This is a genomic window from Micromonospora sp. Mcm103 (genome assembly GCF_024519755.1).
In the GTDB taxonomy this organism is placed as follows: Bacteria; Actinomycetota; Actinomycetes; order Mycobacteriales; family Micromonosporaceae; genus Micromonospora; species Micromonospora aurantiaca.
The window spans coordinates 189,978-212,502 of record NZ_JALJRJ010000008.1 but is presented as its reverse complement, the minus strand read 5'-3'; the positions used below and the strand labels follow the sequence as shown (position 1 = coordinate 212,502).

19 protein-coding genes are annotated in these 22,525 nt (G+C 73.7%); 15 read left to right on the top strand and 4 right to left on the bottom strand.

Annotated elements, in window-relative coordinates; genetic code table 11:
• Positions 1-90 precede the first annotated feature (90 nt).
• The 7 genes from truB to OC439_RS13075 all read left to right on the top strand — a co-directional run bounded on the left by truB (position 91) and on the right by OC439_RS13075 (position 7,838).
• Entirely contained in the window at positions 91-975 is an 885-nt protein-coding gene (gene truB / locus OC439_RS13105) for a tRNA pseudouridine(55) synthase TruB (RefSeq protein WP_262013624.1), read from the top strand.
• Positions 976-1,007: 32 nt separating this feature from the next.
• Positions 1,008-1,934, top strand: a complete 927-nt coding sequence (locus OC439_RS13100) for a bifunctional riboflavin kinase/FAD synthetase (RefSeq protein ID WP_013284677.1) — start codon at positions 1,008-1,010, stop codon at positions 1,932-1,934.
• Between the two features lie 182 nt (positions 1,935-2,116).
• Positions 2,117-2,386: a 30S ribosomal protein S15 gene (gene rpsO, locus OC439_RS13095; protein WP_013284678.1), complete on the top strand. Its 270-nt coding sequence runs from the start codon at positions 2,117-2,119 to the stop codon at positions 2,384-2,386.
• Positions 2,387-2,606: 220 nt separating this feature from the next.
• Positions 2,607-4,985: a polyribonucleotide nucleotidyltransferase gene (locus tag OC439_RS13090; protein WP_262013623.1), complete on the top strand. Its 2,379-nt coding sequence runs from the start codon at positions 2,607-2,609 to the stop codon at positions 4,983-4,985.
• A 122-nt stretch (positions 4,986-5,107) separates the two neighbouring features.
• A complete protein-coding gene (locus OC439_RS13085; protein WP_262013622.1) occupies positions 5,108-6,475 on the top strand; it encodes a M16 family metallopeptidase in 1,368 nt (455 codons plus the stop codon).
• 54 nt (positions 6,476-6,529) lie between these two features.
• Positions 6,530-7,291: a 4-hydroxy-tetrahydrodipicolinate reductase gene (dapB, locus tag OC439_RS13080; protein ID WP_262013621.1), complete on the top strand. Its 762-nt coding sequence runs from the start codon at positions 6,530-6,532 to the stop codon at positions 7,289-7,291.
• Between the two features lie 76 nt (positions 7,292-7,367).
• Positions 7,368-7,838 carry a GNAT family N-acetyltransferase gene (locus OC439_RS13075; protein WP_262013620.1) on the top strand — a complete coding sequence of 157 codons (471 nt, stop codon included), beginning with the start codon at positions 7,368-7,370 and terminating at the stop codon, positions 7,836-7,838.
• A gap of 188 nt (positions 7,839-8,026) precedes the next feature.
• On the opposite strand, the gene OC439_RS13070 is transcribed toward OC439_RS13075, so the two are convergent.
• The gene (locus tag OC439_RS13070; protein ID WP_262013619.1) at positions 8,027-8,611 is read right to left on the bottom strand and encodes a GNAT family N-acetyltransferase; all 585 of its coding nucleotides are present in this window, start codon (positions 8,609-8,611) and stop codon (positions 8,027-8,029) included.
• Positions 8,612-8,646: 35 nt separating this feature from the next.
• Between OC439_RS13070 and OC439_RS13065 the strand changes: the two genes are divergently transcribed.
• Positions 8,647-9,951 (top strand): glycosyltransferase family 87 protein, encoded by a 1,305-nt coding sequence (locus tag OC439_RS13065; protein ID WP_262013618.1) that lies wholly within the window; start codon positions 8,647-8,649, stop codon positions 9,949-9,951.
• Here the strand turns inward: OC439_RS13065 and OC439_RS13060 are convergent.
• Positions 9,856-10,401, bottom strand: a complete 546-nt coding sequence (locus OC439_RS13060; RefSeq protein ID WP_262013617.1) for a GNAT family N-acetyltransferase — start codon at positions 10,399-10,401, stop codon at positions 9,856-9,858. The two genes, OC439_RS13065 and OC439_RS13060, sit on opposite strands and share 96 nt — an antisense overlap.
• A gap of 79 nt (positions 10,402-10,480) precedes the next feature.
• Here OC439_RS13060 and OC439_RS13055 point away from each other — a divergent pair, with 79 nt between their 5' ends.
• The 6 genes from OC439_RS13055 to OC439_RS13030 all read left to right on the top strand — a co-directional run bounded on the left by OC439_RS13055 (position 10,481) and on the right by OC439_RS13030 (position 17,732).
• Positions 10,481-11,710 carry a winged helix-turn-helix domain-containing protein gene (locus tag OC439_RS13055; RefSeq protein WP_262013616.1) on the top strand — a complete coding sequence of 410 codons (1,230 nt, stop codon included), beginning with the start codon at positions 10,481-10,483 and terminating at the stop codon, positions 11,708-11,710.
• Positions 11,700-12,389, top strand: a complete 690-nt coding sequence (locus tag OC439_RS13050; RefSeq protein WP_262013615.1) for a DUF2752 domain-containing protein — start codon at positions 11,700-11,702, stop codon at positions 12,387-12,389. The genes OC439_RS13055 and OC439_RS13050 overlap by 11 nt, the downstream gene beginning before the upstream one ends.
• 161 nt (positions 12,390-12,550) lie before the next feature.
• A complete protein-coding gene (gene thyX, locus OC439_RS13045; protein WP_026268015.1) occupies positions 12,551-13,288 on the top strand; it encodes an FAD-dependent thymidylate synthase in 738 nt (245 codons plus the stop codon).
• Between the two features lie 52 nt (positions 13,289-13,340).
• Positions 13,341-14,267: a 4-hydroxy-tetrahydrodipicolinate synthase gene (gene dapA / locus OC439_RS13040; protein WP_262013614.1), complete on the top strand. Its 927-nt coding sequence runs from the start codon at positions 13,341-13,343 to the stop codon at positions 14,265-14,267.
• Positions 14,268-14,318: 51 nt separating this feature from the next.
• Positions 14,319-16,007 carry a ribonuclease J gene (locus tag OC439_RS13035; RefSeq protein ID WP_262013613.1) on the top strand — a complete coding sequence of 563 codons (1,689 nt, stop codon included), beginning with the start codon at positions 14,319-14,321 and terminating at the stop codon, positions 16,005-16,007.
• A gap of 174 nt (positions 16,008-16,181) precedes the next feature.
• A complete protein-coding gene (locus tag OC439_RS13030) occupies positions 16,182-17,732 on the top strand; it encodes a S1 family peptidase (RefSeq protein ID WP_262013612.1) in 1,551 nt (516 codons plus the stop codon).
• A gap of 90 nt (positions 17,733-17,822) precedes the next feature.
• Here the strand turns inward: OC439_RS13030 and OC439_RS13025 are convergent, their stop codons facing one another.
• On the bottom strand, positions 17,823-19,472 hold the full coding sequence (locus OC439_RS13025) for a YbjN domain-containing protein (RefSeq protein ID WP_262013611.1): 1,650 nt from the start codon (positions 19,470-19,472) through the stop codon (positions 17,823-17,825).
• Positions 19,469-19,948: a YbjN domain-containing protein gene (locus OC439_RS13020; protein WP_262013610.1), complete on the bottom strand. Its 480-nt coding sequence runs from the start codon at positions 19,946-19,948 to the stop codon at positions 19,469-19,471. Before OC439_RS13020 ends, OC439_RS13025 begins: the two co-directional genes overlap by 4 nt.
• Before the next feature lie 113 nt (positions 19,949-20,061).
• Between OC439_RS13020 and OC439_RS13015 the strand changes: the two genes are divergently transcribed.
• A complete protein-coding gene (locus OC439_RS13015) occupies positions 20,062-22,518 on the top strand; it encodes an FtsK/SpoIIIE family DNA translocase (RefSeq protein ID WP_262013609.1) in 2,457 nt (818 codons plus the stop codon).
• The last annotated feature ends 7 nt before the right edge of the window (positions 22,519-22,525 follow it).

Sequence of the window (22,525 nt, the reverse complement as noted above, 5' to 3'; positions counted from 1 at the left end):
GGGTCGGGGGCGCACGATCTTGACACCCCGCCGAAGCTGGGCGGTATCCCCCGCAGGGCCGATCACCGGCGTCTGGCAGGCTTGGCGGTCGTGAGCACAGACGGTCTGATCGTGGTCGACAAGCCCGGCGGCATGACGTCGCACGACGTGGTGGCCCGCATCCGGCGGCTGGCCCGTACCCGCCGCGTCGGTCACGGCGGCACGCTCGACCCGATGGCCACCGGCGTCCTCGTGATCGGCGTGGGCCGGGCGACCCGGCTGCTCACGTACGTGATCGGCGCCGGCAAGAGCTACGCCGCGACGATCCGGCTGGGACAGTCCACGGTCACCGACGACGCCGAGGGCGAGGTGGTCGCGACCACCCCGGCCGGTGCGGTCACCGACGACGGGGTACGCGCCGCGCTGGCCGCCCTCACCGGCGAGATCGACCAGGTGCCGAGCGCGGTGAGCGCCATCAAGATCGACGGTCAGCGGGCGTACAAGCGGGTCCGCGACGGCGAGGCGGTCGAACTGCCCGCCCGGCGGGTCACCGTGTCACGGCTGGACGTGCTGGCGATCCGCCGGGACGTCCCGGACGTGGTGGACGTGGACGTGGACGTGACCTGCTCGTCCGGGACGTACATCAGGGCGCTGGCCCGCGACGCGGGCGCGGCGCTCGGCGTCGGCGGCCACCTCACCGCGCTGCGCCGGACCGCTGTGGGCGGGTTCACGCTCGACGAGGCGGCCACGCTCGACCAGCTCGAGGAGCGCGCGCCGGACGTGGTGAACCTGCCGCTGGACGCCGCCGCCGCGCGGTTCTTCCCGCGCCGGGACGCCACCGCCGACGAGACCCGGGTGCTCTCCCACGGCGGGCCGCTGGCACCGGCCGGGATCACCGGGCCGTACGCCGTCTTCGACCCGGCGGGCGGGCTGATCGCTATCGTCAGCGAGCGGGACGGTCGGGCCCGCGCGGAGATCGTGCTGGCCCCGGCCTGAACGGCGCGCGGGGCGGACAGGGGAGGAACGGCATGCAGCGGTGGCGGGGGTACGAGGCGGCGCCCGGCGGCTGGGGACGCTCGGTGGTCACCATCGGCGTCTTCGACGGCGTGCACCGGGGGCACCAGGCGACCATCGGGCACGCCGTGGCACGCGCCCGGGAGCTGGGCGTCAAGTCGGTGGTGGTGACGTTCGACCCGCACCCGGCCGAGGTGGTACGCCCCGGCTCGCACCCGGCGGTGCTGACCGAGCCGGCCCGCAAGGCCGAGCTGATCGAGGCGCTCGGCGTGGACGTGCTCTGCGTGGTGCCGTTCACAGTCGAGTTCTCCCGGCTGCCACCCGAGGCGTTCGTGCACGACGTCCTGGTCGCGCACCTGCACGCCGCGCTGGTGGTGGTCGGCGACAACTTCCGGTTCGGGCACCGGGCCGCCGGTGACGTGCCGCTGCTGGAGCGGCTGGGCCGTACCTTCGGGTTCGCGGTCGAGGGCGCGCCGCTGGTCGCCGAGGCGGGGACGGTCTTCTCCTCCACGTACATCAGGTCCTGCGTCGACGCGGGCGACGTGGGCGCGGCGGCGGCGGCGCTCGGCCGCCCGCACCGGGTCGAGGGCGTGGTGGTCCGCGGCGACCAGCGCGGACGTGAGCTGGGTTACCCCACCGCCAACCTGCTGACCCACAGGTACGCGGCGGTGCCCGCCGACGGCGTGTACGCGGCCCGCCTGGTGCGCCGCGACGGCGAACCGCTGGCCGCGGCGGTGTCGATCGGCACCAACCCGACGTTCTCCGGCCGGGAGCGGCGGGTGGAGGCGTACGCGCTGGACTTCAGCGGCGACCTGTACGGCGAACGGCTGGCCCTGGACTTCGTGGCGCACCTGCGTGAGCAGCGGACATACGACGCGATCGAACCGCTGGTGGCCCAGATCGCCGAGGACGTGGAACGCACCCGCCGGGCGGTGCTCTGACCGGCGCGGGGGCACCTTGACCGGCCGTCCGTCCCGAGGGCTGGTAGGCTGACGGAGACGTCGGCTGACCGACGGGGGCCTCGCGTGCCTGCACGACGCCGCGGGTGCGAGGAACCGGTCCGTTGCACCGGTCACCACGACCGCTCCGGACCTCATCGAATGACCCACGAAACAGGGAGAACATGGCGCTCGACCAGGAAGCCAAGGCCAAGATCCGCCAGGAGTACGCCACCGCCGAGGGCGACACCGGCTCGCCCGAGGTGCAGGTCGCGGTCCTGACCAAGCGGATCGCGGAGCTCACCGAGCACCTGAAGGTGCACAAGCACGACCACCACAGCCGCCGTGGGCTGCTGCTGCTGGTCGGCCGGCGCCGCCGGCTGCTGAACTACGTCCAGAAGAAGGACATCAACCGCTACCGGTCGCTCATCGAGCGGCTCGGCCTGCGCCGATGACCTGACGGGGGAGTGGCCGCCTGGCTGCTCCCCCGTTTCCGGTACCACCGAAGAACCCGGCCGCGCGACACCCGAGAGGGAGCCGGTCAGCACCGGTCTCCGGTAGTGGCCCCCGGGAATCCCGGCACGACGCCGGCCGTCCCGGGCGCTTCGATCGAAGACCGGCCGCCTGAGCAGTTCCCGTGTCGTCGGCCGACGACGCGAAGGAGCACCACAGCACATGACCGAGACCAACCTCGGCACCGAATCCCGCACCGCGGTGATCGACAACGGGTCCTTCGGCACCCGTGAGATCACCTTCTCCACCGGCCGTCTGGCCCGCCAGGCCGCCGGCTCCGTCGTCGCCCAGCTCGGCGAGACGGTCGTCCTCTCCGCGACCACGGCCGGCAAGCAGCCGCGCGAGTCGTTCGACTTCTTCCCGCTGACGGTGGACGTCGAGGAGCGGATGTACGCCGCGGGCCGGATCCCCGGCTCGTTCTTCCGCCGCGAGGGCCGGCCCAGCGAGGACGCCATCCTCACCTGCCGGCTGATCGACCGGCCGCTGCGCCCGTCGTTCGTCAAGGGCCTGCGCAACGAGGTCCAGGTCGTCGAGACCGTCCTGGCGCTCGACCCGCAGCACCCGTACGACGTGGTGGCGATCAACGCCGCGTCGATGTCGACCAAGCTCTCCGGCCTGCCGTTCTCCGGCCCGATCGGCGCGACCCGGGTCGCGCACGTCGACGGCCAGTGGGTCGCCTTCCCGACCCTGGAGGAGCTGGAGCGGGCCACCTTCGACATGGTCGTGGCCGGCCGCACCCTGCCGGACGGCGAGGTCGCGATCATGATGGTCGAGGCCGAGGCCACCCCGAACGCGGTGGCCCTGATCTCGGGCGGCGCGACCGCGCCGACCGAGGAGATCGTGGCCAGCGGCCTGGAGGCCGCCAAGCCGGCCATCCGCGAGCTGTGCCGGGCGCAGAGCGAGCTGGCCGAGGTGGCCGCCAAGCCGGTCAGCGAGTTCCCGGTGTTCCTGGACTACCAGGACGACGTGTACGACGCGGTGGCCGACGTGGCCCGCGCCGACGTCACCGAGGCGCTGAAGATCGCCGGCAAGGCCGACCGCGAGGAGGCCCTGGACCGGATCAAGGCCAAGGTCGCCGAGGAGCTGACCGGCCGGTTCGAGGGCCGCGAGAAGGAGCTGTCCGCCGCGTTCCGCTCGCTGACCAAGTCCGAGGTCCGCAACCGGGTGCTGCGCGAGCAGGTCCGCATCGACGGCCGCGGCCCGCGTGACATCCGCCCGCTGACCGCCGAGGTCGGCGTGCTGCCGCGGGTGCACGGCTCGGCGCTGTTCGAGCGCGGCGAGACCCAGATCCTGGGCGTCACCACGCTGAACATGCTGCGCATGGAGCAGATGGTGGACACGCTGTCCCCGGAGAACCGCAAGCGCTACATGCACAACTACAACTTCCCGCCGTACTCGACCGGTGAGACCGGCCGGGTCGGCTCGCCGAAGCGGCGCGAGATCGGCCACGGCGCGCTCGCCGAGCGGGCGCTGATCCCGGTGCTGCCCTCGCGCGAGGAGTTCCCGTACGCCATCCGGCAGGTCTCCGAGGCGCTCGGCTCCAACGGCTCCACCTCGATGGGTTCGGTCTGCGCCTCGACGCTGGGCCTGCTCTCGGCCGGTGTGCCGCTGAAGGCGCCGGTCGCCGGCATCGCCATGGGCCTCATCTCCGACGAGGTCGACGGCAAGACCCAGTACGTGACGCTGACCGACATCCTCGGTGCCGAGGACGCGTTCGGCGACATGGACTTCAAGGTCGCCGGCACCCGTGACTTCGTCACCGCGCTCCAGCTCGACACCAAGCTGGACGGCATCCCGTCGGACGTGCTGGCCGCCGCGCTCCAGCAGGCGCACGAGGCCCGGCAGACCATCCTCGACGTGATGCAGCGGGCCATCGAGGCGCCGGCCGAGATGTCGGACTACGCCCCGCGGGTGACCACCGTCAAGATCCCGGTCGACAAGATCGGCATGGTGATCGGCCCGAAGGGCCAGACCATCAACGCGATCCAGGACGAGACCGGCGCCGAGATCTCCATCGAGGACGACGGCACGATCTACGTCGGCGCCACAAACGGCCCGTCCGCCCAGGCCGCAGTCGACCGGATCAACGGGATCGCCAACCCGACGCTGCCCAAGGCCGGGGAGCGGTTCCTCGGCACCGTGGTGAAGACCGCCGCGTTCGGCGCCTTCATCTCGCTGCTGCCGGGCCGCGACGGCCTGCTGCACATCTCCAAGGTGGGCGACGGCAAGCGGGTCGAGAAGGTCGAGGACTACCTCAACGTCGGCGACAAGGTCGAGGTGGAGATCGCGGACATCGACGCCCGCGGCAAGATCTACCTGGACAAGGTCCGCCCGGAGGGCGCCGAGGCGCCGGCCGCCGCCGAGGGTGCCGACCGTCCGTCCGGCCGGGACCGCGGCGGCGACCGCGGCCCGCGTGACCGGGGTGACCGGGAGCGCCGCTCCGAGGGTGGCGAGCGCCGCTCCGAGGGTGGCGAGCGCCGCTCCGAGGGTGGCGAGGGCGGCGGCGAGTCCCGTCCGCGCCGCCGGACCCGGCACAGCTGATCCACCGACCGGCCCGGGTGACGTCCGCGTCACCCGGGCCGGCCCACGGCTCCAGGTCGCCTGCGCGAGCTGGAGCCGTCGTACGTCCCGCCGTTCCTCGTCATCCGGAGAGCAGGTTTCTCGTGAGTTCGTCAGGCGCCTCGACGGGACGGGGGGTGGCGCCGGCCGGCTCGGCTGCCCGCGCGGTCACCCGTACGCTCAGCGACGACCCGCTCGGCGGCACCGTCCGCCGTACCGTGCTGCCCAGCGGGCTGCGGGTGCTCACCGAGGCGATCCCGGCGATGCGCAGCGTGTCGTTCGGCATCTGGGTGGCGGTCGGCTCGCGCGACGAGACCGGCACGCAGGCCGGCGCCGCGCACTTCCTGGAGCACCTGCTGTTCAAGGGCACCAACAAGCGCAGCGCGCTGGAGATCTCGGCGCATATCGAGGCCGTGGGCGGCGAGACCAACGCCTTCACCACGAAGGAATACACCTGCTACTACGCGCGGGTGCTGGACGAGGACCTGCCGCTGGCCATCGACGTCATGTGCGACCTGGTCGCCGACTCGGTGCTGGCCCCCGCCGACGTGGAGACCGAACGCGGCGTCATCCTCGAAGAGATCGCCATGCACGACGACGAGCCCGGCGACGAGGTGCACGACCTGTTCGCCCGCGCCGTCTACGGCGACCACCCGCTGGGCCGGCTCATCTCCGGCACCGAGGAGACGGTCACGCCGATGACCCGGCGGCAGATCCAGGGCTTCTACCGCCGCCGCTACACCGCGCCGCAGATCGTGATCGCCGCCGCCGGGAACCTCGACCACGCCGCAGTGGTCAAGCTGGTCCGGCAGGCGCTGCGCGGCACCCCGCTGGACACCGACCCGGCGTCGCCCGCGCCGCACCGGTCGGCCACCCCGGCGGTACGCACCAAGCCGGCCACCACGCTCGTCGAGCCGAAGGAGACCGAGCAGGCGCATGTCATCCTCGGCTGCCCGGGGATCGACCGCACCGACGACCGGCGGTTCGCCCTCGGCGTGCTGAACAACGTGCTCGGCGGCGGCATGTCCAGCCGGCTGTTCCAGGAGATCCGGGAGCAGCGCGGCCTGGCGTACTCGGTCTACTCGTACGCCAGCCAGTACGCCGACAGCGGCGTGTTCGCCGTCTACGCCGGCTGTGCGCCGGGCAAGGTGGACGAGGTGCTGGACCTGACCCGCGCGGAGATGGCGCGGGTGGCCGCCGAGGGGATCACCGAGGCGGAGCTGGCCCGGGGCAAGGGGATGAGCAAGGGCTCGTTCGTGCTCGGGCTGGAGGACACCGGCTCGCGGATGAGCCGGCTCGCCAAGGGCGAGCTGCTCTACGGCAACCTGATGCCGGTGGACGACCTGCTGTCCCGGGTGGACGCGGTGACGCTCGACGACGTGAACGCGCTCGCCGCCGACCTGCTCGGCCGGCCGATGTCGCTGGCCGTGGTCGGCCCGTTCGACTCCGGCAGTTTCGCGGCCACGAGCTGAGCGGCCCACCGGTCCGCCGGATCCCGTGCCGGGCGCTGGGATAGGTTGTGGGCCGTGACTGAGCAGCAGAAGACGGCGGCCCGGGTCGGTGTGCTGGGTGCCCGGGGCCGGATGGGCATGGAGGTCTGCAAGGCGGTCGACTCCGCCGCCGACCTGGAGCTGGTCGCGGCAGTCGACCAGGGCGACGACCTGGACGCGGTGGCCCAGGCGGGCGCCGGGGTGGTCGTCGACTTCACCACCCCCGACGCGGTCATGGACAACCTGCGCTGGTGCGTCGAGAACGGCGTGCACGCGGTGGTGGGCACCACCGGCTTCACCGAGCAGCGGCTCGCCGAGGTGCGCGGCTGGCTCGCCGACCGGCCCGGCGTGGGCGTGGTGATCGCCCCCAACTTCGGCATCGGCGCGGTGCTGATGATGCAGTTCGCGGCGCGCGCCGCCCGCTACTTCGAGTCGGTCGAGATCGTCGAGCAGCACCACCCGCGCAAGCTGGACGCGCCGAGCGGCACCGCCACCCACACGGCCCGGCTGATCGCCGCGGCCCGCGCCGAGGCCGGTCTGGGGCCCGCGCCGGACGCCACCCGCGACGAGGTGGCCGGCGCCCGCGGCGCCGACATCGACGGGGTACGCGTGCACGCGGTACGCGCCACCGGCCTGGTCGCCCACCAGGAGGTGCTGTTCGGCACCACGGGTGAGACGCTCACCATCCGGCACGACTCGTACGACCGGGTGTCGTTCATGCCCGGCGTGCTGCTCGCGGTCCGTGAGGTGGGCCGCCGGCCCGGGCTGACGGTCGGCCTGGACGCCCTGCTCGACTGACCCGCCGCGGTGTGCCCCCGGCCTGCTGCGGGAAACCGTTTTGCCTGGTCGGGGGCGTCGACCTAGGCTGCTTTTCATGATCGATTCCGGACACTCCGACCGCACCGGCCGCCGGGTGACGCTGCGCCCGCTGGACGACGACAACTGGCGGGCCGTGGCGGACGTCGCGCCGCACGACGACCAGCGCGCCTTCGTGGCCGCGCTCGCCGCCCGCTACCTGCTTCTCACCGAACGCTCGGACGTCTGGAACTCGCTTGCCGTGTACGCCGACGAGACGGTCGTGGGCCACGTCATGTGGGGCGTGGACGACGACGAGTCGCGCTGGATCGGCGGCATGGTGATCGACGCCGCCGAGCAGGGCCGGGGCCTGGGCCGCGCCACGGTGCGGACGCTCGCGGACTGGCTCGCCGAGGCTGGCCGGCCGATCCGTCTCAGCTACCACCCCGACAACAAGCCCGCCGCCGCCCTCTACACGTCCCTGGGCTTCCACCCCACAGGCGCGATGGAGGACGACGAACTGGTAGCCGAACTCCTCCCCCCAGCCTGACCCTCACCCCCGGGCTTGCCCCCGGTCGATCATGAGGTTGGCGGCCTTTTCGATCTCCCCGACTGCCGCCAACTTCATGATCGACGGGGTGGGGTGGCGGGTGGGGTGGCGGGTGGGGTAGCGGTCCTGCCCCGTGCCGGGACCGCCGGCCCACCCACGCGAGGGTGGACCGGCGAGACGAGCGGAACTCATCGCTGCGGCGGAAGATTTTCCTCCGGGACCGCCACGTGGAAGCGGAGCTGGGGGACGAGCATGTCGTCCACGTCCAGCGCGCGGGTCGCGCCGTCCGGCTCCCAGCCGGTCGAGCCGAGGAACTTCCGGGTCGCCGCGTCGGCGTCGAACGTCCACGCCACCGCCCGGGTCAGCCCGTCGGACCGCCAGTGGTCGACAGCCGCGGCGAGCAGCCGGCTGCCGTGCCCGCGCCGCCCCCACCGGGGCTCGACCAGCAGGTCCGTCACCGCCGCGACGTCCGAACCGAGCGCCTCGGCCGGCTCGTCCGGGGCGAGCGCGTCGGCGTCGGCCGGACCGGAGGCGACGAACCCCACCAGATAGGATTGCGCCGCCTGTTCGACGGCGACCAGCACCCGGTGCGCGCCCGAGGGCGGCTCCTGCACCGCCGCACTCCACCGCCGCGCGAGGTACGCCTCGTCGAGGTTGTCGAGCACGTGCCGGGGCAGGATCCGGCGGTACGCGACCCGCCAGGTCGCGAGCTGGATGCGTGCGATCTCGCCGGCGTCCTCGGGACGCGCGGGCCGGACGTAGCCTGCAGCCATGGCACGTGAGCCTACGCAGGGCGAGGAGGGTGACGGTGGCGCAGGGTGCCGGGCGGGCGGTCGCGCAGGTCGTCGCCGTGGTGGCGCTCGCCGCGGCGGTCACCGTGTTCCTCTCCGTGGCGGCGGTCAGGCACGGCTTCTTCGACCTGCAGGTCTACTACGGCGCGCTGACGTACTGGGCGCGTGACGGCGGGGAGATCTACGACTTCCTGCGCCCCGGCACGCAGTACGGCTTCACCTACCCGCCGTTCGCCGCCCTGGTGATGCTGCCGATGGCGTACCTGCCGTGGGGCGCGGCGATCGTGGTGAGCGTGACCGCGACGGTGCTGGCGAGCGCCGTGGTGATCTGGCGGCTGCTGGACCCGGTGGCCCGCCGGTCCGGCTGGACGCGCTGGTTCGCGCTCGCTGTCGCGCTGTGCCTGGCCGCCGCGTACGAGCCGATGCGCGAGACGGTCAACTTCGGCCAGGTCAACATGCTGCTGCTGTTCCTGGTGGCGGTGGACCTGCTGTGGCTGCTGCCGGCGCGCAGCCGCTGGGCGGGCGTGGGCATCGGCCTGGCCACCGCGATCAAGCTGACGCCCGGCATCTTCATCGTCTACCTGCTGGTCACCGGCCGCTGGCGGGCCGCGCTGACCACAGTCGGCACGGCCGCCGTCGCCACGCTCGTGGCCGCCGGGCTTTTCCCCGACGCCTCCCGGGAGTTCTGGACCGAGGCGCTGTGGAACACCGACCGGGTCGGTGAGCTGGCGTTCGTCTCCAACCAGTCGCTGCGCGGGGTGGTGGCCCGGCTCGACCCGCAGCATCCGAGCACGATCGCCTGGCTGGCGCTCGTACTCCTGACGCTTGTGATCTGGGGTTGGCGTTCGCGGGCGGCGGTGGCCGCCGGCGACGAGGCCACCGGCCTGGCCCTCACCGGCGCCGTGATGTGCCTGGTCAGCCCGGTGACCTGGGTGCACCACCTGGTCTGGCTGCTGCCCGGGTTGATCCTGCTCGTCGACAACGGCATGGCGGCGCCCGCCCGCAGCCGGCGGCGCCGTCTGCTGCTGGCCGCCGCGCTGACCGGGTACGCGCTGCTGTGCAGCCGGATCGTCTGGTCCTGGGAGAAGGACTTCTCCGGCGTGGACGGGTTCCTCGGCAGCAACACGTACGTGTGGATCAGCCTGGCGCTGCTGCTCGGGCTGCCGGTCCGGCGCTGGCTCACGCCGGCGGACGGCGCTCGTCCCGGCGACGGCGTCCCGGCCGGGTCAGCCTCCGGTGGTGTACCGCAGCTCGCGGAGCAGGATCGGGGTGCGCCCGCCGGAGAGCGGCACCGGGTAGGTGGACTCCTCGCCGTCCGGTAGGTGCCCGGCCCGTTCGTAGAAGCGGCGGGCACGGGCGTTGTCGGCGAGCACCCAGAGCCGGTAGGTGGTCCAGCCCCGCTCGGCCAGGCCGTCGCGGGCCGCCGCGAGCAGCGTCCGCGCGGCGCCTGAGCCCCAGTGCGCGGGCTCCAGGTAGATCGCCAGCAGCTCGCCGTGCGCCGGGTCGAGGTCGCCGCGGTCCTGGTTGTTCCGGTACGGCCCGAACGTGGTGAACCCGACGATCGTGCCGCCGTCCTCGGCGACGAGCGTGGTGAACGGGTGCTCCGGGTCGGCGGTGCCGAGGTCGCGGCGGCGCTGTGCCCAGGCGCGCGGGTTCAGCCGGCCCAGCACCTCCTCGGGCATGATCCCGGCGTACCCGGCCTGCCAGCCGTGGACGTGCACCCGGGCGATCGCCTCGGCGTCGTCCGGTTCCTCCCGGCGAATGGTGAGCACCTGTCCGTTCTATGCCCCGACGGGCGATCGGTCCAGCCGCCGCTCCCGGTGTCGTACCGCTGGATTAGGGTCGCCGGCGATGGCCGTACCGGAATCGCTCTCCCTCGCCCAGGCCCGCCGGATCGCCCTGGCCGCCCAGGGCTTCGCCGACCCGGCGCCTTCAGGCGTGCCCACCCGCCGCCACCTGCGCCGGGTGCTCGACCGGGTCGGGCTGATCCAGATGGACTCGGTGAACGTGCTTCAGCGGGCGCACTACCTGCCGCTCTACAGCCGGCTCGGGCCCTACCCGACCGCGCTGCTGGACACCGCCGCCTACCGCCGCCCGCGTGAGCTGTTCGAATACTGGGCGCACGAGGCGTCACTGGTGCCGGTGGGGCTGCACCCGGCGTTGCGCTGGCGGATGGCCAAGGCCCGCGACGAGGCGTGGGGCGGGATGCGCCGGATCGCCGAGGAGCAGCCCGAGCTGGTCGCCTGGGTCCGTGACGAGGTGGCCGCCCGAGGGCCGCTGACCGCGGCCGAGATCGAGCACGACGCCCCACGGGAGACCGGCAACTGGGGCTGGAACTGGTCGGCCGTGAAACGGGCGCTGGAGTTCCTGTTCTGGGCCGGCGAGGTCACCGCCGCCGACCGCACCAACTCGTTCGCCCGCCGCTACGACCTGCCCGAGCGGGTGCTCCCGGCCGCCGTGCTGGACGCGCCCACCCCGACCGACGCCGAGGCGCACCGGTCGCTGGTGTCGATCGCCGCCCGCGCGCTCGGCGTCGCCGCCGAGCCGGAGCTGCGCGACTACTTCCGGCTCCCGGTCGCCGGGGCGCGGCGGGCGGTGGCCGAACTGGTCGAGGCGGGCGAGCTGACCCCGGTCACGGTGCAGGGCTGGCGGCACCCCGCCTACCTGCACGCCGAGGCGCGGCTGCCCCGCTGGGTCCGCGGCAACACGCTGGTCAGCCCGTTCGACCCGCTGGTCTGGGAGCGGGCGCGCACCGAGCGGCTGTTCGGCTTCACCTACCGGATCGAGATCTACGTGCCGGCGCCGCAGCGGGTCTACGGCTACTACGTGCTGCCGTTCCGCCAGGGCGAGCGCTTCACCGCCCGGGTCGACCTGAAGGCCGACCGGAAGGCCGGGGCGCTGCTGGTGCCCGCCGCCTGGGTCGAGCCGGGCGCCGACCCGGGGGAGACCGCAGTGGCGCTCGCCGCCGAGCTGTACCGGCTCGCCGGCTGGCTCGGCCTGGACGCGGTCGCCCCGCCCGCCGCCGGCGACCTGGCAGGGCCGCTGGCCGCCGCGCTGGTGGGCGTGGCCGGTGTACGGTGAGCGCGTGACGAGCGTTGACCGGCCTGCCACCGCGCCCGACCCGCACACCGAGCCGCACGGGCCCGCGCAGCCGGAGTCCGGGCCGCAGGGCGAGGCGCACGCTTACGCGTACGCCGGGCAGCCTTCGCACGCCGAGACGCACGCGCACGCCGGTCCGCACGCTCCCGCCGGAGCACCCGGAGCACCCGGAGCGCCGTGGCCGGGTTACCCGGCGGCGTACCAGCCGGTCGAGAGCGACCGGCTCACCCGGCTGGTGATGCGCCTGCACGCCCGCGCCCCGCGCTGGGCGGTGCCGCTCGCAGCGCTCGGCTGCGTCGGCCTCGGCATCGCGTACGCGCTGGTCAGCGACCCGACCCGCAGCGACCCGGACGCCGCGCCGACCTGCCTGCTCAAGCTGACCACGGGGCTGGACTGCCCGGGCTGCGGCGGCACCCGCGCGCTCTGGTACGTGCTGCACGGCGATCTGCCCGCCGCGGCCCGGCACCACTTCCTGTTCGTCTTCGCGCTGCCGTTCCTGACCTGGCTCTTCGTGGCCTGGGCCGGCAACCGGGCGTTCGGCTGGAAGCTGCCCGAGGCCCAGTTCAGCCCCAAGGTCATCGGCGTGTTCCTGGCCGCCTGGGGGGTCTTCTCGGTGGTCCGCAACCTACCGTGGGCCCCCTTCACCTCGCTCTACGTCTAGCCGGAGCCCAGCCCTCGCGAGATCTTGGTACGAAACGGCCCCCAGAGGGGCGCTTTCCTACCAAGATCTCCTTCGGGGCCGATCGCCGAGCCGGCGGTGCGGCCGCGTGGCCGATTTCCACGGCGGGGGGCGGGCCCACTACAGTCGCAGGAATGCCGGAGATGGTTCAGCCCCAGGTCAAGTTGATCGCGTGGACCCAGTTCCAGGCACCCGAAGAGGTGCCCTGGTCCACCGACGCCGACGGTGGGCAGGCGCTCGCCGAGTTCGCCGGCCGGGCCTGCTACCAGAGCTGGAAGAAGCCGAACCCGGCCACCGCCACCAACGCCGGTTACCTGGCGCACATCCTGGAGGTCGGTCACCTGAGCGTGCTGGAGCACGGCTCGGTGAGCTTCTACTTCAGCGGCGTCTCCCGCTCGTTCACGCACGAGCTGATCCGGCACCGGCACTTCTCCTACTCGCAGCTCTCCCAGCGCTACGTGCCCGAGCGGGACGCCGCGATGGTCGAGCCGTCGGTGATCGCCGACGACCCGGAGCTGCACAAGAAGTTCGTCGAGGCCACCGACGCGGCGGTGCGGGCGTACACCGAGTTGCTGGAGGGGTTGGAGGCCCGCTTCACCGACGAGCCCAACCCGACGCTGCGCCGCAAGCAGGCCCGCCAGGCGGCCCGGGCGGTGCTGCCGAACGCCACCGAGACGCGGATCGTGGTGACCGGCAACTACCGGGCCTGGCGCCACTTCGTGAAGATGCGCGCCACCGAGCACGCCGACGTGGAGATCCGCGAGCTGGCGGTGGAGTGCCTGCGCCAGCTCAAGGGCGTCGCGCCGAACGTCTTCGCCGACTTCGAGATCTCCACCCTGCCCGACGGCACCGAGGTGGCAGCGTCGCCGCACGCCGAGTGACTCGTCGCCCTTCGCCGCCGGGCCACCGGCGGCCGTCCGCTAGGTTGTGAGCATGACGCACGACCACTCCGCCGCCCCGAGCCGGGGCGCGTCGCGCCCGTTCGGGCGAGTGATGACGGCCATGGTGACCCCGTTCACGCCGGACGGCGGCCTGGATCTCGACGGCGCCGCCCGGCTGGCCGAATACCTCGTCGACGAGCAGGGCAACGACGCGCTGGTCCTCAACGGCACCACCGGTGAGTCCCCGACCACCACGGAGGCGGAGAAGGAGTCGCTGATCCGCACCGTGGTCGAGGCGGTCGGCGACCGGGCCCGCATCGTCGCCGGGGTGGGCACCAACGACACCCGGCACACCGTCGAGCTGGCCACACAGGCCGAGAAGGCCGGTGCGCACGGCCTGCTGGTGGTCACGCCGTACTACAACAAGCCACCGCAGGCCGGCCTGCTGCGGCACTTCACCACCGTCGCGGACGCCACCGGCCTGCCGGTCATGCTCTACGACATCCCGCACCGCGCGGGCGTGGCGATCGCCACCGAGACGCTCGTGAAGCTGGCCGAGCACGGCCGGATCGTCGCGGTGAAGGACGCCAAGGGCGACCTGTTCGCCACCGCGGAGGTGCTCGCCCGCACCGACCTGGCGTACTACAGCGGCGAGGACGCGCTCACCCTGCCGATGCTGTCGATCGGCGCGGTCGGCGTGGTCGGCACCTCCACCCACTTCACCGGCGCGCTGACCAAGCAGATGATCGAGGCGTTCGAGGCGGGCGACAACGCCCGGGCGCTCGCCCTGCACCGGCGGTTGCTGCCGCTCTACACCGGCATCTTCCGCACCCAGGGCACGATCCTGGTCAAGGCCGGCTTGGGGGCGCAGGGTCGCCCGGCCGGCCCGGTGCGGCCGCCGCTCGTCGACGCCACCGGTGACGAACTGGCCCAGCTGCGCGCCGACTGCGCCGCGGCGGGCCTGCCCCTGCCCGAATGAATCAACGACACGACGGACGCCGCGCGACGGCGTCGCAGAATGAGGTGACGCGTGACCGAGGCGCACATCGAGGGTGAACTGCCCCCGCCGCTGCCCGAGGGCGGCCTGCGGATCATCCCGCTCGGCGGACTCGGCGCCATCGGCCGGAACATGACCGTCTTCGAGTACGACGGCAAGCTGCTGATCGTCGACTGCGGGGTGCTGTTCCCCGACGTCGAGCAGCCGGGCGTGGACCTGATCCTGCCCGACTTCGGCCCGATCCTGGACCGGCTGGCCGACGTGCAGGCGATCGTGCTCACGCACGGCCATGAGGACCACATCGGCGCGGTGCCGTACCTGCTCGCGCACAAGCCGGACATTCCGCTCGTCGGCTCGCAGTTCACGCTCGCGCTCGTCGAGGCGAAGCTGGCCGAGCGGCGGATCCAGCCGTACACGCTGACCGTGCGGGAGGGCGGCCGGGAACGGCTGGGCCCGTTCGAGTGCGAGTTCTTCGCGGTGAACCACTCGATCCCGGACGCGCTGGCGGTGGCCATCCGTACGCCGGCCGGCCTGGTGCTGCACACCGGCGACTTCAAGATGGACCAGCTTCCGCTCGACGGGCGGATCACCGACCTGGCCGGGTTCGCCCGGCTCGGTGCCGAGGGCGTCGACCTGCTGCTGTCCGACTCGACGAACGCGGAGATCCCCGGGTTCGTCACGCCGGAGAAGGAGATCGGCCCGGTCCTCGACTCGATCTTCGCGAAGGCCAAGGGGCGGATCATCGTCGCCTCGTTCGCCTCGCACGTGCACCGGGTGCAGCAGGTCTTCGACTCGGCCGTGGAGCACGGCCGCAAGGTGGCGCTGATCGGCCGGTCCATGGTCCGCAACATGGGCATCGCCCGCGACCTGGGCCTGCTGAACATCCCGGCCGGCCTGGTGGTCGGGATCGAGGAGGCCACGAACCTGCCGCCCGAGCAGATCGTGCTGATGTCCACCGGTTCGCAGGGTGAGCCGATGAGCGCGCTGGGCCGGATGGCCAGCGGCGACCACCGGCACATCACCATCGCGCCGGGCGACACGGTGGTGCTGGCGTCCTCGCTGGTGCCCGGCAACGAGACCTCGGTCTACCGGGTGATCAACCGGCTGGCCCGGGCCGGCGCCGTGGTGGTGCACAAGGACGTCGCGAAGGTGCACGTCTCCGGCCACGCCCCGGCCGGCGAGCTGCTCTACCTGCTCAACGTCGTACGCCCGAGCAACCTGATGCCGGTGCACGGCGAGTGGCGGCACCTGCGGGCGCACGCCCGGCTCGGCATCGAGTCCGGCGTCGCGCCGGACCGGGTCGTGCTCTGCGAGGACGGCGACGTGGTCGACCTGGTCGAGGGCCGCGCCAGCCTGGTCGGGCGGGTCAAGAGCCGGTACGTCTACGTCGACGGTCTCGCCGTCGGTGACGTCAGCGAGTCGCTGCTCACCGAGCGCCGGATCCTCGGCGACGGCGGGTTCATCGCGACGACCGTGGTGGTCGACTCGGTCACCGGCAAGGTGGTCGCCGGGCCGACCGTCTCGGCGAAGGGCTTCTCCGAGGACCCGGAGGCGTTCAACCCGGTGGTCCCGCTGGTCACCGAGGCGCTGAACCGGGCCGCCGCGGACGGCATCACCGACCCGCACCAGCTCCAGCAGATCGTCCGCCGCACGGTGGGCCGCTGGGTCAACGACGCGTACCGTCGCCGGCCCATGATCGTCCCGACCGTCGTCGAGGTCTGACCCGACCGCGCCGCGCGCCGGTCCACCGTCCGCGGTGGGCCGGCGCCGTCGCTTTCCGGGTACGCCCCGACACGGCGCGTCGAAACGTGCCGCCGGTACTCATCCGATCGGCGTCCGTCTCCGTACCTCCCGGTGGCCGGCGTGCCCCTGCGCCGGTCGGGAGGAGCGTGGCGGATGGACCGCAGACGGATGACAGTCATCGGCGTACTGGTGGCGGCGGCCGGGTTGACGGCGGCGGTGACCGTACCGTCGTTCGCCGGTGAGGAACCCCGGCGGGCCGCGCCGGCGGCCGACGGCGTCGCGCCGGAGGTCCTCGACGCGATGGGCCGCGACCTTGCGCTGACCCGCGACCAGGCGGCGAAGCGGCTGCGGACCGAGCGGTGGGCGGCCGGCACCGTCACCCGGCTGCGCGGTGAACTCGGCGCCGGCTACGGGGGCAGCTGGCTCAGCGCGGACGGCGCCACGCTCACCGTGGCGGTGGCCGACCCGGCCGGCGAGGTGCGGGTACGGGCGGCGGGCGCGGTCCCGAAGCGGGTGGCGCGGGGCGTCGCCGAGCTGGACGCGGTGAAGTCCCGGCTGGACGCGGCGGGCGCCGACGCCAGCCCGGACGTGGCCGGCTGGTACGTCGACGTGGCAGACAACGCGGTGGTCGTGATCGCCCGGCCGGGCGCGGAGGCCGACGGCCGCCGGCTCGCCGCCGCCGCGGGGTCGAAGGCCGGGATGGTCCGGGTGCGTACCGCCGACGAGGCCCCGCGTCCGCTGTTCGACGTGCGGGGCGGCGACGCCTACCTGATCAACAACGCGGGCCGCTGCTCGGTCGGCTTCTCTGTGGTCGGCGGGTTCGTCACCGCCGGGCACTGCGGCCGGCCGGGGGACCGCACCACCGGGTCCAACCGGGTCGCCCAGGGCACGTTCGCCGCGTCCTCGTTCCCCGGTGACGACTGGGCGTTCGTGCGGGTGAACGCCGACTGGACGCCGCAGGGCGTGGTGACCGACTTCGCCGACGGCGGCACGGTGGCGGTGAACGGCTCCACCGAGGCGCCGGTGGGCGCGTCGATCTGCCGGTCCGGCTCCACCACCGGCACGCGCTGCGGCCTGATCCAGGCGAAGAACGCCACAGTCAACTACCCGGAGGGCACCGTCACCGGGCTGACCCGGACGAACGTCTGCGCCGAGCCGGGTGACTCCGGCGGCGCGTGGCTCTCCGGCGACCAGGCGCAGGGCGTCACGTCCGGCGGATCCGGCGACTGCACCCGGGGCGGCACCACGTTCTTCCAGCCGGTCAACGAGATCCTCCAGCGCAACAACCTGACGCTCGTCACCGCCGGCGACCAGCCCGCGCCCACGCAGCCGCCGGCGGGCGGCGGCGAGACCACCCCGCCCGCGACCGCCGAGCCCACCCCGCCGGCGGGCGACACCGAGTGCTCCGGGCAGGTGAGCCGGACCGGCCGGATCGCCGCCGGACGGACCCAGATCCAGCCGGACGGGCGCTTCTACCGGGTGCCCGACGGCACCCAGGAGGCGTGCCTGTCCGCGCCGGACGGCGCCCGGATGGTGCTGGAGCTGCAACGCTTCACCGGCGGCGCGTTCCGCACCGTGGCCCGCGCGGCCACCGCCGACGGCACGGCCCGCCTGACCGCCGAGACGTCGGCCGGCGCCTACCGGTACCGCGTCGTCGGGTTGTCCGGCTCCGGCGAGTACACGCTGGCGTTCTCCGCCCGCTGACCGCCGCACCCAGACCGCGGCCCCCGACCACCACCGCCCGGTGGCCGGGGGCCGCGCCGCGTCCGCGGCACTGTCGGTCGGTGCGGCGGCTCAGGGCAGCGCGGCGACCGCTTCGGCGTACGCGGTGCCGGTGCGGACCGCGGCGGCCACCAGCACCGCGAGCTGCGCCGGGGCCACCCCGCAGGACAGGTCGGTGGAGACGCCCGCGGCCAGCACCAGCGTCCCGTCGCCGGGCTCGTGCACGTACGCGGCGGGCAGCAGCCGGTCGTGGTTCCAGGCGTTGCAGAACGCGTACGCCTCGGCGCGCCGCCCGGCCGGCAGCCGCCGCTGCGCCACCACCCGGGCGTGCAGCACGTCGCCGTCCCGGCCGAGCAGGCGGAACTGGATGGTGGCCTCGCCCCACCGCCCGGCGAGCGTGCCGTCCGGCTCCACCGCGTACGGCTCGCCCCGGGCGTCGAGCGCGGCGGCGAGCAGCGCCGCGTCCAGCGGTGCCGGTTCCTCCGGCCCGGGCAGCAGGGGTTCGGCCGGATCATCGGCGTCCGGCTCCTCGTCGAACTCGCTCTCGGCAGCCAGCGACACCGGCGCGGCGAGCGGCCGCTCGGCCAGCCAGGAGGCGATCCGGCCGGACTGGTGCCCGGTGCCGTTGCGGGCGTCGAAGCTGCCGGCGAGCGCCGTCGCCAGCGCCTGCAACTGCGTACCCAGCGTCGCCACGTCCACCTCGGCCGCCGGCCGGGAACCGTGCCCGGGGCGGTGGATGCGCCGCCCGCCCAGCCCGGCCTCGGCGGCCAGCGCGCACAGCAGCGCGCCCGCCGCCGCGAACTCCATGGCGGACAGGTCGTCGGCCGGGCGGTCCAGCTCGGGCAGTTGCTCGGTGAGGATCTCCAGCCCACGATGCAGGTAGCCGCCCAGCGCGCAGAAGCGCAGGTGCGCGGCGAGCAGCGGGAACGCCGTCTTCTCGCCGCGGTGCCGGCGGTACGCGTACACGTGCGCCCGGGCCGCCCGCGTCACCGCGCCGGTACGCAGCCACGGCAGCAGCCCCACGGCGAGCGCCCGTTCCGGCTGGTCGGTGCAGGCCGTCGCGCTGGCCGCTGCCGCCTGCCGCTCGCCGCGCCGGGTCGGTGGCGCCTGCGGCTCGACCCAGCCGGTCAGCGCCGGCGCCAGCGCCGCCAGTGCCGCGTCCGGCTCGCCCCAGCCGGCCAGCAGGTCGGCCCGCCGGGCCGGGGCGCACCCCGCACAGCCGGCCACCGGGTCGGTCTCGTCCGCCGCCGACCAGCGCTCGTACGCCCGCCGGGCGGCCGGCTCGTCACCGAGGTGGTCGGCGAGCCGGCAGCGCAGCTCCGCCACCGGCGCCGCGTCCTCGCCCAGCTCCCCGGCGAGCGCGTCCAACAGGGACCGGGCCTGGTCCAGGCCCACCCGGGGCGTGCCGAACGACGCCTCCACCGCCTGCCGCTGATGCCGGCGCAACCGGGTCAGCTCGTCCGGGCGGGCGTCCAGCAGCCCGGGGTGCCCGTCCAGCGTGGCCCGCATCCGCCGGACCGGCTCCACCGCCCGCCACCGCTCGCCCCGGTGCAGGTACGCCTCGACGAGCGCGAACCGCGCCGACACCGCGGTACGCGGATCGCCGGTGGCGTCCGCCCGGGACGCGATCCGCTCCAGCTCGGCGCAGCGCTCCGCGCCGTCGGGCCGGTCCCGGGCGTCGGCGAGAGCGGCGGCCAGCCCCCTGTCGCGTGCCGTGGTCACCGGAGCGTCCCGCCGGCCAGCTCGTCGACGGCGGCGGCGAGCTGGCACCCGGTGGTCACGCCACAGTCGACGAGCCGGTCGAGCTGGTGCGGCGTCACCCCGCGTTCCAGGTCGGTGGTGACCTCGCCGCACACCTGGGCCGACCCGTCGTCGGCGACGTGCACGTACGCCTTCGGCCAGAGCCGGTCGTGGTTCCACGTGTTGCAGAACGCGTGCAGCTCGGGCACGCGCTCGATGCCGAAGTGGTCCGCGACGACGGTGCGGACCTGGAGCAGCTCACCGGCCGCGCCCCGGCGGTGGAACCAGATCAGGTTCCGCTCCCAGCGGCCCACCAGCGCGCCGTCGGGTTCCTCGGCCACCGCGTACCCCCGGTGGGCGAGCACAGCGGCGATCAGCTCGCCGGTCAGCGGGCGCAGTTCCTGCGGGTGTCCGGCCAGCGGACCGTCCGGACCGTCCTCGATCTCCGGCGACGCCATCGGGCATCCCTTCTGAGGCGAATAACACAAACGACGGTCCGACCCGTGCTGCGACGCGCGGACACGACCCGGAAAAGCGGCGATCCACCGGGTGCCGCCGTTACCGTGACTCTATGGCGGGCCGTACCTCTCAGGCGAGCCGGCGGCGCGGCGCGTCGCCGCGTGGCACCACGAACAACCGCGCCCGGCAACCGGCGAAGAAGGCGGCGGCGCGGAAGCCGGCGCGGCGGCGACCGGCTCCCGGGCCGAGCCCGGCCGCGTTCGTCGGCCGGGCGGTCGGCGCCGTCTGGATGGGACTGGCCCACACGGTCGGCTGGACGTTCCGGGCCGCCGGGCGGCAGGCCGCGTCCACCCGGGAGCTGGATCCGGAGCACCGCCGCGACGGCGCCGGGCTGCTGCTGTTCGGCCTGGCCATCCTCAGCGCGGTGGGCATCTGGGGCGGCGGGGCCGGGCCGGTGGGCCGGCACCTGGCCGACACCGTACGGCTGTTCATCGGTGCCATCTCGATAATCCTTCCGGTGCTGTTCATGGTCGGCGCGTGGCGGCTGATGCGGACCCCGGCCGATCCCGAGCACCGCGGTCGCGGCCTGGTCGGCTGGGGCTCGATGATGCTGGCGACCGCCGCGATGCTGCACATCGGGCAGAACCCGGTCGACGAGGTCCAGCGTGACTTCGCGGGTGGCCTGATCGGCGCCGGCGTGGGTGACCTGCTGAAGTCGGCGGTGACCGCCTGGGTGGCCATGCCGCTGCTGCTCCTGCTGCTGGTGTTCGGCCTGCTCGTGGTCACCGCGACGCCGATCAACAAGATCCCGGAGCGGCTCGGCCTGCGCGCCGACCCGGCCGGGGCGGACGCCGACGAGGAGTTCGCCGAGGACGAGGCGCCGGCGAAGCCGGCCCGCAAGCGGCCCGCGAAGCGGATGCCGCCGCCGCTGGAGCCCTTGGACCCGGACGACGAGCTGGCGGGCGTCGACCTCCAGGAGACGCTGGTGCTGCCGCGCAAGCCGCCCAAGGTGCCGGCGAACCGCAAGCCGGTCGAGCCGCCGGAGCACTCGCCGCTGCCCACCCGCGCCGAGCAGCTCGCGCTGACCGGGCTGGCCGGCGACTACACGCTGCCGCCGGCGAACCTGCTCGGCAGCGGTGCCAAGCCGAAGAGCCGCAGCAAGGCAAACGACGAGGTGATCGCGGCGCTGACCGGTGTCTTCGAGCAGTTCGACGTGGACGCCGCCGTCACCGGCTTCACCCGCGGCCCGACAGTCACCCGGTACGAGGTGGAGCTGGGCCCGGGCGTCAAGGTCGAGCGGATCACCCAGCTGTCCCGCAACATCGCGTACGCGGTGAAGTCGCCGGACGTGCGCATCCTCAGCCCGATCCCGGGCAAGAGCGCGGTCGGTGTGGAGATCCCGAACACCGACCCGGAGAACGTGTCGCTCGGCGACGTGCTGCGCTCGCGCGAGGCGACGAGCGACCACCACCCGATGGTGGTGGCGCTCGGCAAGGACATCGAGGGCGGCTACGTGGTCGCAAACCTCGCGAAGATGCCGCACATCCTGATCGCGGGCGCGACCGGCGCCGGCAAGTCGTCCTGCCTCAACTCGCTGCTGGTGTCGATCCTGACCCGTGCGACGCCGGACGAGGTGCGGCTGCTGCTGATCGACCCGAAGCGGGTCGAGATGACCGGCTACGAGGGCATCCCGCACCTGGTCACGCCCATCGTGACCAACCCGAAGAAGGCGGCCGACTCGCTGGAGTGGGTCGTCCGCGAGATGGACATGCGCTACGACGACCTCGCCGCCAACGGGGTCCGGCACATCGACGACTTCAACCGTAAGGTGCGCAACGGCGAGATCAAGGCGCCGCCGGGCAGCGAGCGGGAGATGCGGCCGTACCCGTACCTGCTGGTGATCGTGGACGAGCTGGCCGACCTGATGATGGTCGCGCCGCGCGACGTGGAGGACTCCATCGTCCGGATCACCCAGCTCGCCCGGGCCGCCGGCATCCACCTGGTGCTCGCGACCCAGCGGCCCTCGGTCGACGTGGTCACCGGCCTGATCAAGGCGAACGTGCCGTCCCGGCTCGCGTTCGCCACCTCCTCCCTCGCCGACTCCCGGGTCATCCTGGACCAGCCGGGCGCGGAGAAGCTGCTCGGCCGCGGCGACGGCCTGTTCCTGCCGATGGGCGCGTCGAAGCCGCAGCGCATCCAGGGCGCCTGGGTCACCGAGCGCGAGATCGCCGACGTGGTGAAGTTCTGCAAGGACCAGCGCGAGCCGGAGTTCCGCCCGGACGTGCTCGCCCCGGCGCAGGACAGCAAGAAGAAGATCGACGAGGACATCGGCGACGACCTGGACCTGCTCGTGCAGGCGGTCGAGCTCGTGGTCACCTCGCAGTTCGGGTCGACCTCGATGCTCCAGCGCAAGCTGCGGGTCGGCTTCGCGAAGGCGGGCCGGCTGATGGACCTGATGGAGACCCGGGGTGTGGTCGGCCCGTCCGAGGGTTCAAAGGCCCGCGACGTGCTGGTCAAGCCGGACGAGCTGGAGGAGGTCCTGGCCGGCCTGCGCGGCGGCGAGGACTGAGCCCGTA

What these genes read in the sequence shown, in the direction of transcription:
- OC439_RS13100 (WP_013284677.1), top strand. Translation starts at nt 1,008, where the DNA reads ATGCAGCGGTGGCGGGGGTACGAGGCGGCGCCCGGCGGCTGGGGACGC.
- rpsO (WP_013284678.1), top strand. Translation starts at nt 2,117, where the DNA reads ATGGCGCTCGACCAGGAAGCCAAGGCCAAGATCCGCCAGGAGTACGCC.
- OC439_RS13090 (WP_262013623.1), top strand. Translation starts at nt 2,607, where the DNA reads ATGACCGAGACCAACCTCGGCACCGAATCCCGCACCGCGGTGATCGAC.
- OC439_RS13075 (WP_262013620.1), top strand. Translation starts at nt 7,368, where the DNA reads ATGATCGATTCCGGACACTCCGACCGCACCGGCCGCCGGGTGACGCTG.
- OC439_RS13070 (WP_262013619.1), bottom strand. Translation starts at nt 8,611, where the DNA reads ATGGCTGCAGGCTACGTCCGGCCCGCGCGTCCCGAGGACGCCGGCGAG.
- OC439_RS13055 (WP_262013616.1), top strand. Translation starts at nt 10,481, where the DNA reads ATGGCCGTACCGGAATCGCTCTCCCTCGCCCAGGCCCGCCGGATCGCC.
- thyX (WP_026268015.1), top strand. Translation starts at nt 12,551, where the DNA reads ATGGTTCAGCCCCAGGTCAAGTTGATCGCGTGGACCCAGTTCCAGGCA.
- dapA (WP_262013614.1), top strand. Translation starts at nt 13,341, where the DNA reads ATGACGCACGACCACTCCGCCGCCCCGAGCCGGGGCGCGTCGCGCCCG.
- OC439_RS13030 (WP_262013612.1), top strand. Translation starts at nt 16,182, where the DNA reads ATGGACCGCAGACGGATGACAGTCATCGGCGTACTGGTGGCGGCGGCC.
- OC439_RS13020 (WP_262013610.1), bottom strand. Translation starts at nt 19,948, where the DNA reads ATGGCGTCGCCGGAGATCGAGGACGGTCCGGACGGTCCGCTGGCCGGA.
- OC439_RS13015 (WP_262013609.1), top strand. Translation starts at nt 20,062, where the DNA reads ATGGCGGGCCGTACCTCTCAGGCGAGCCGGCGGCGCGGCGCGTCGCCG.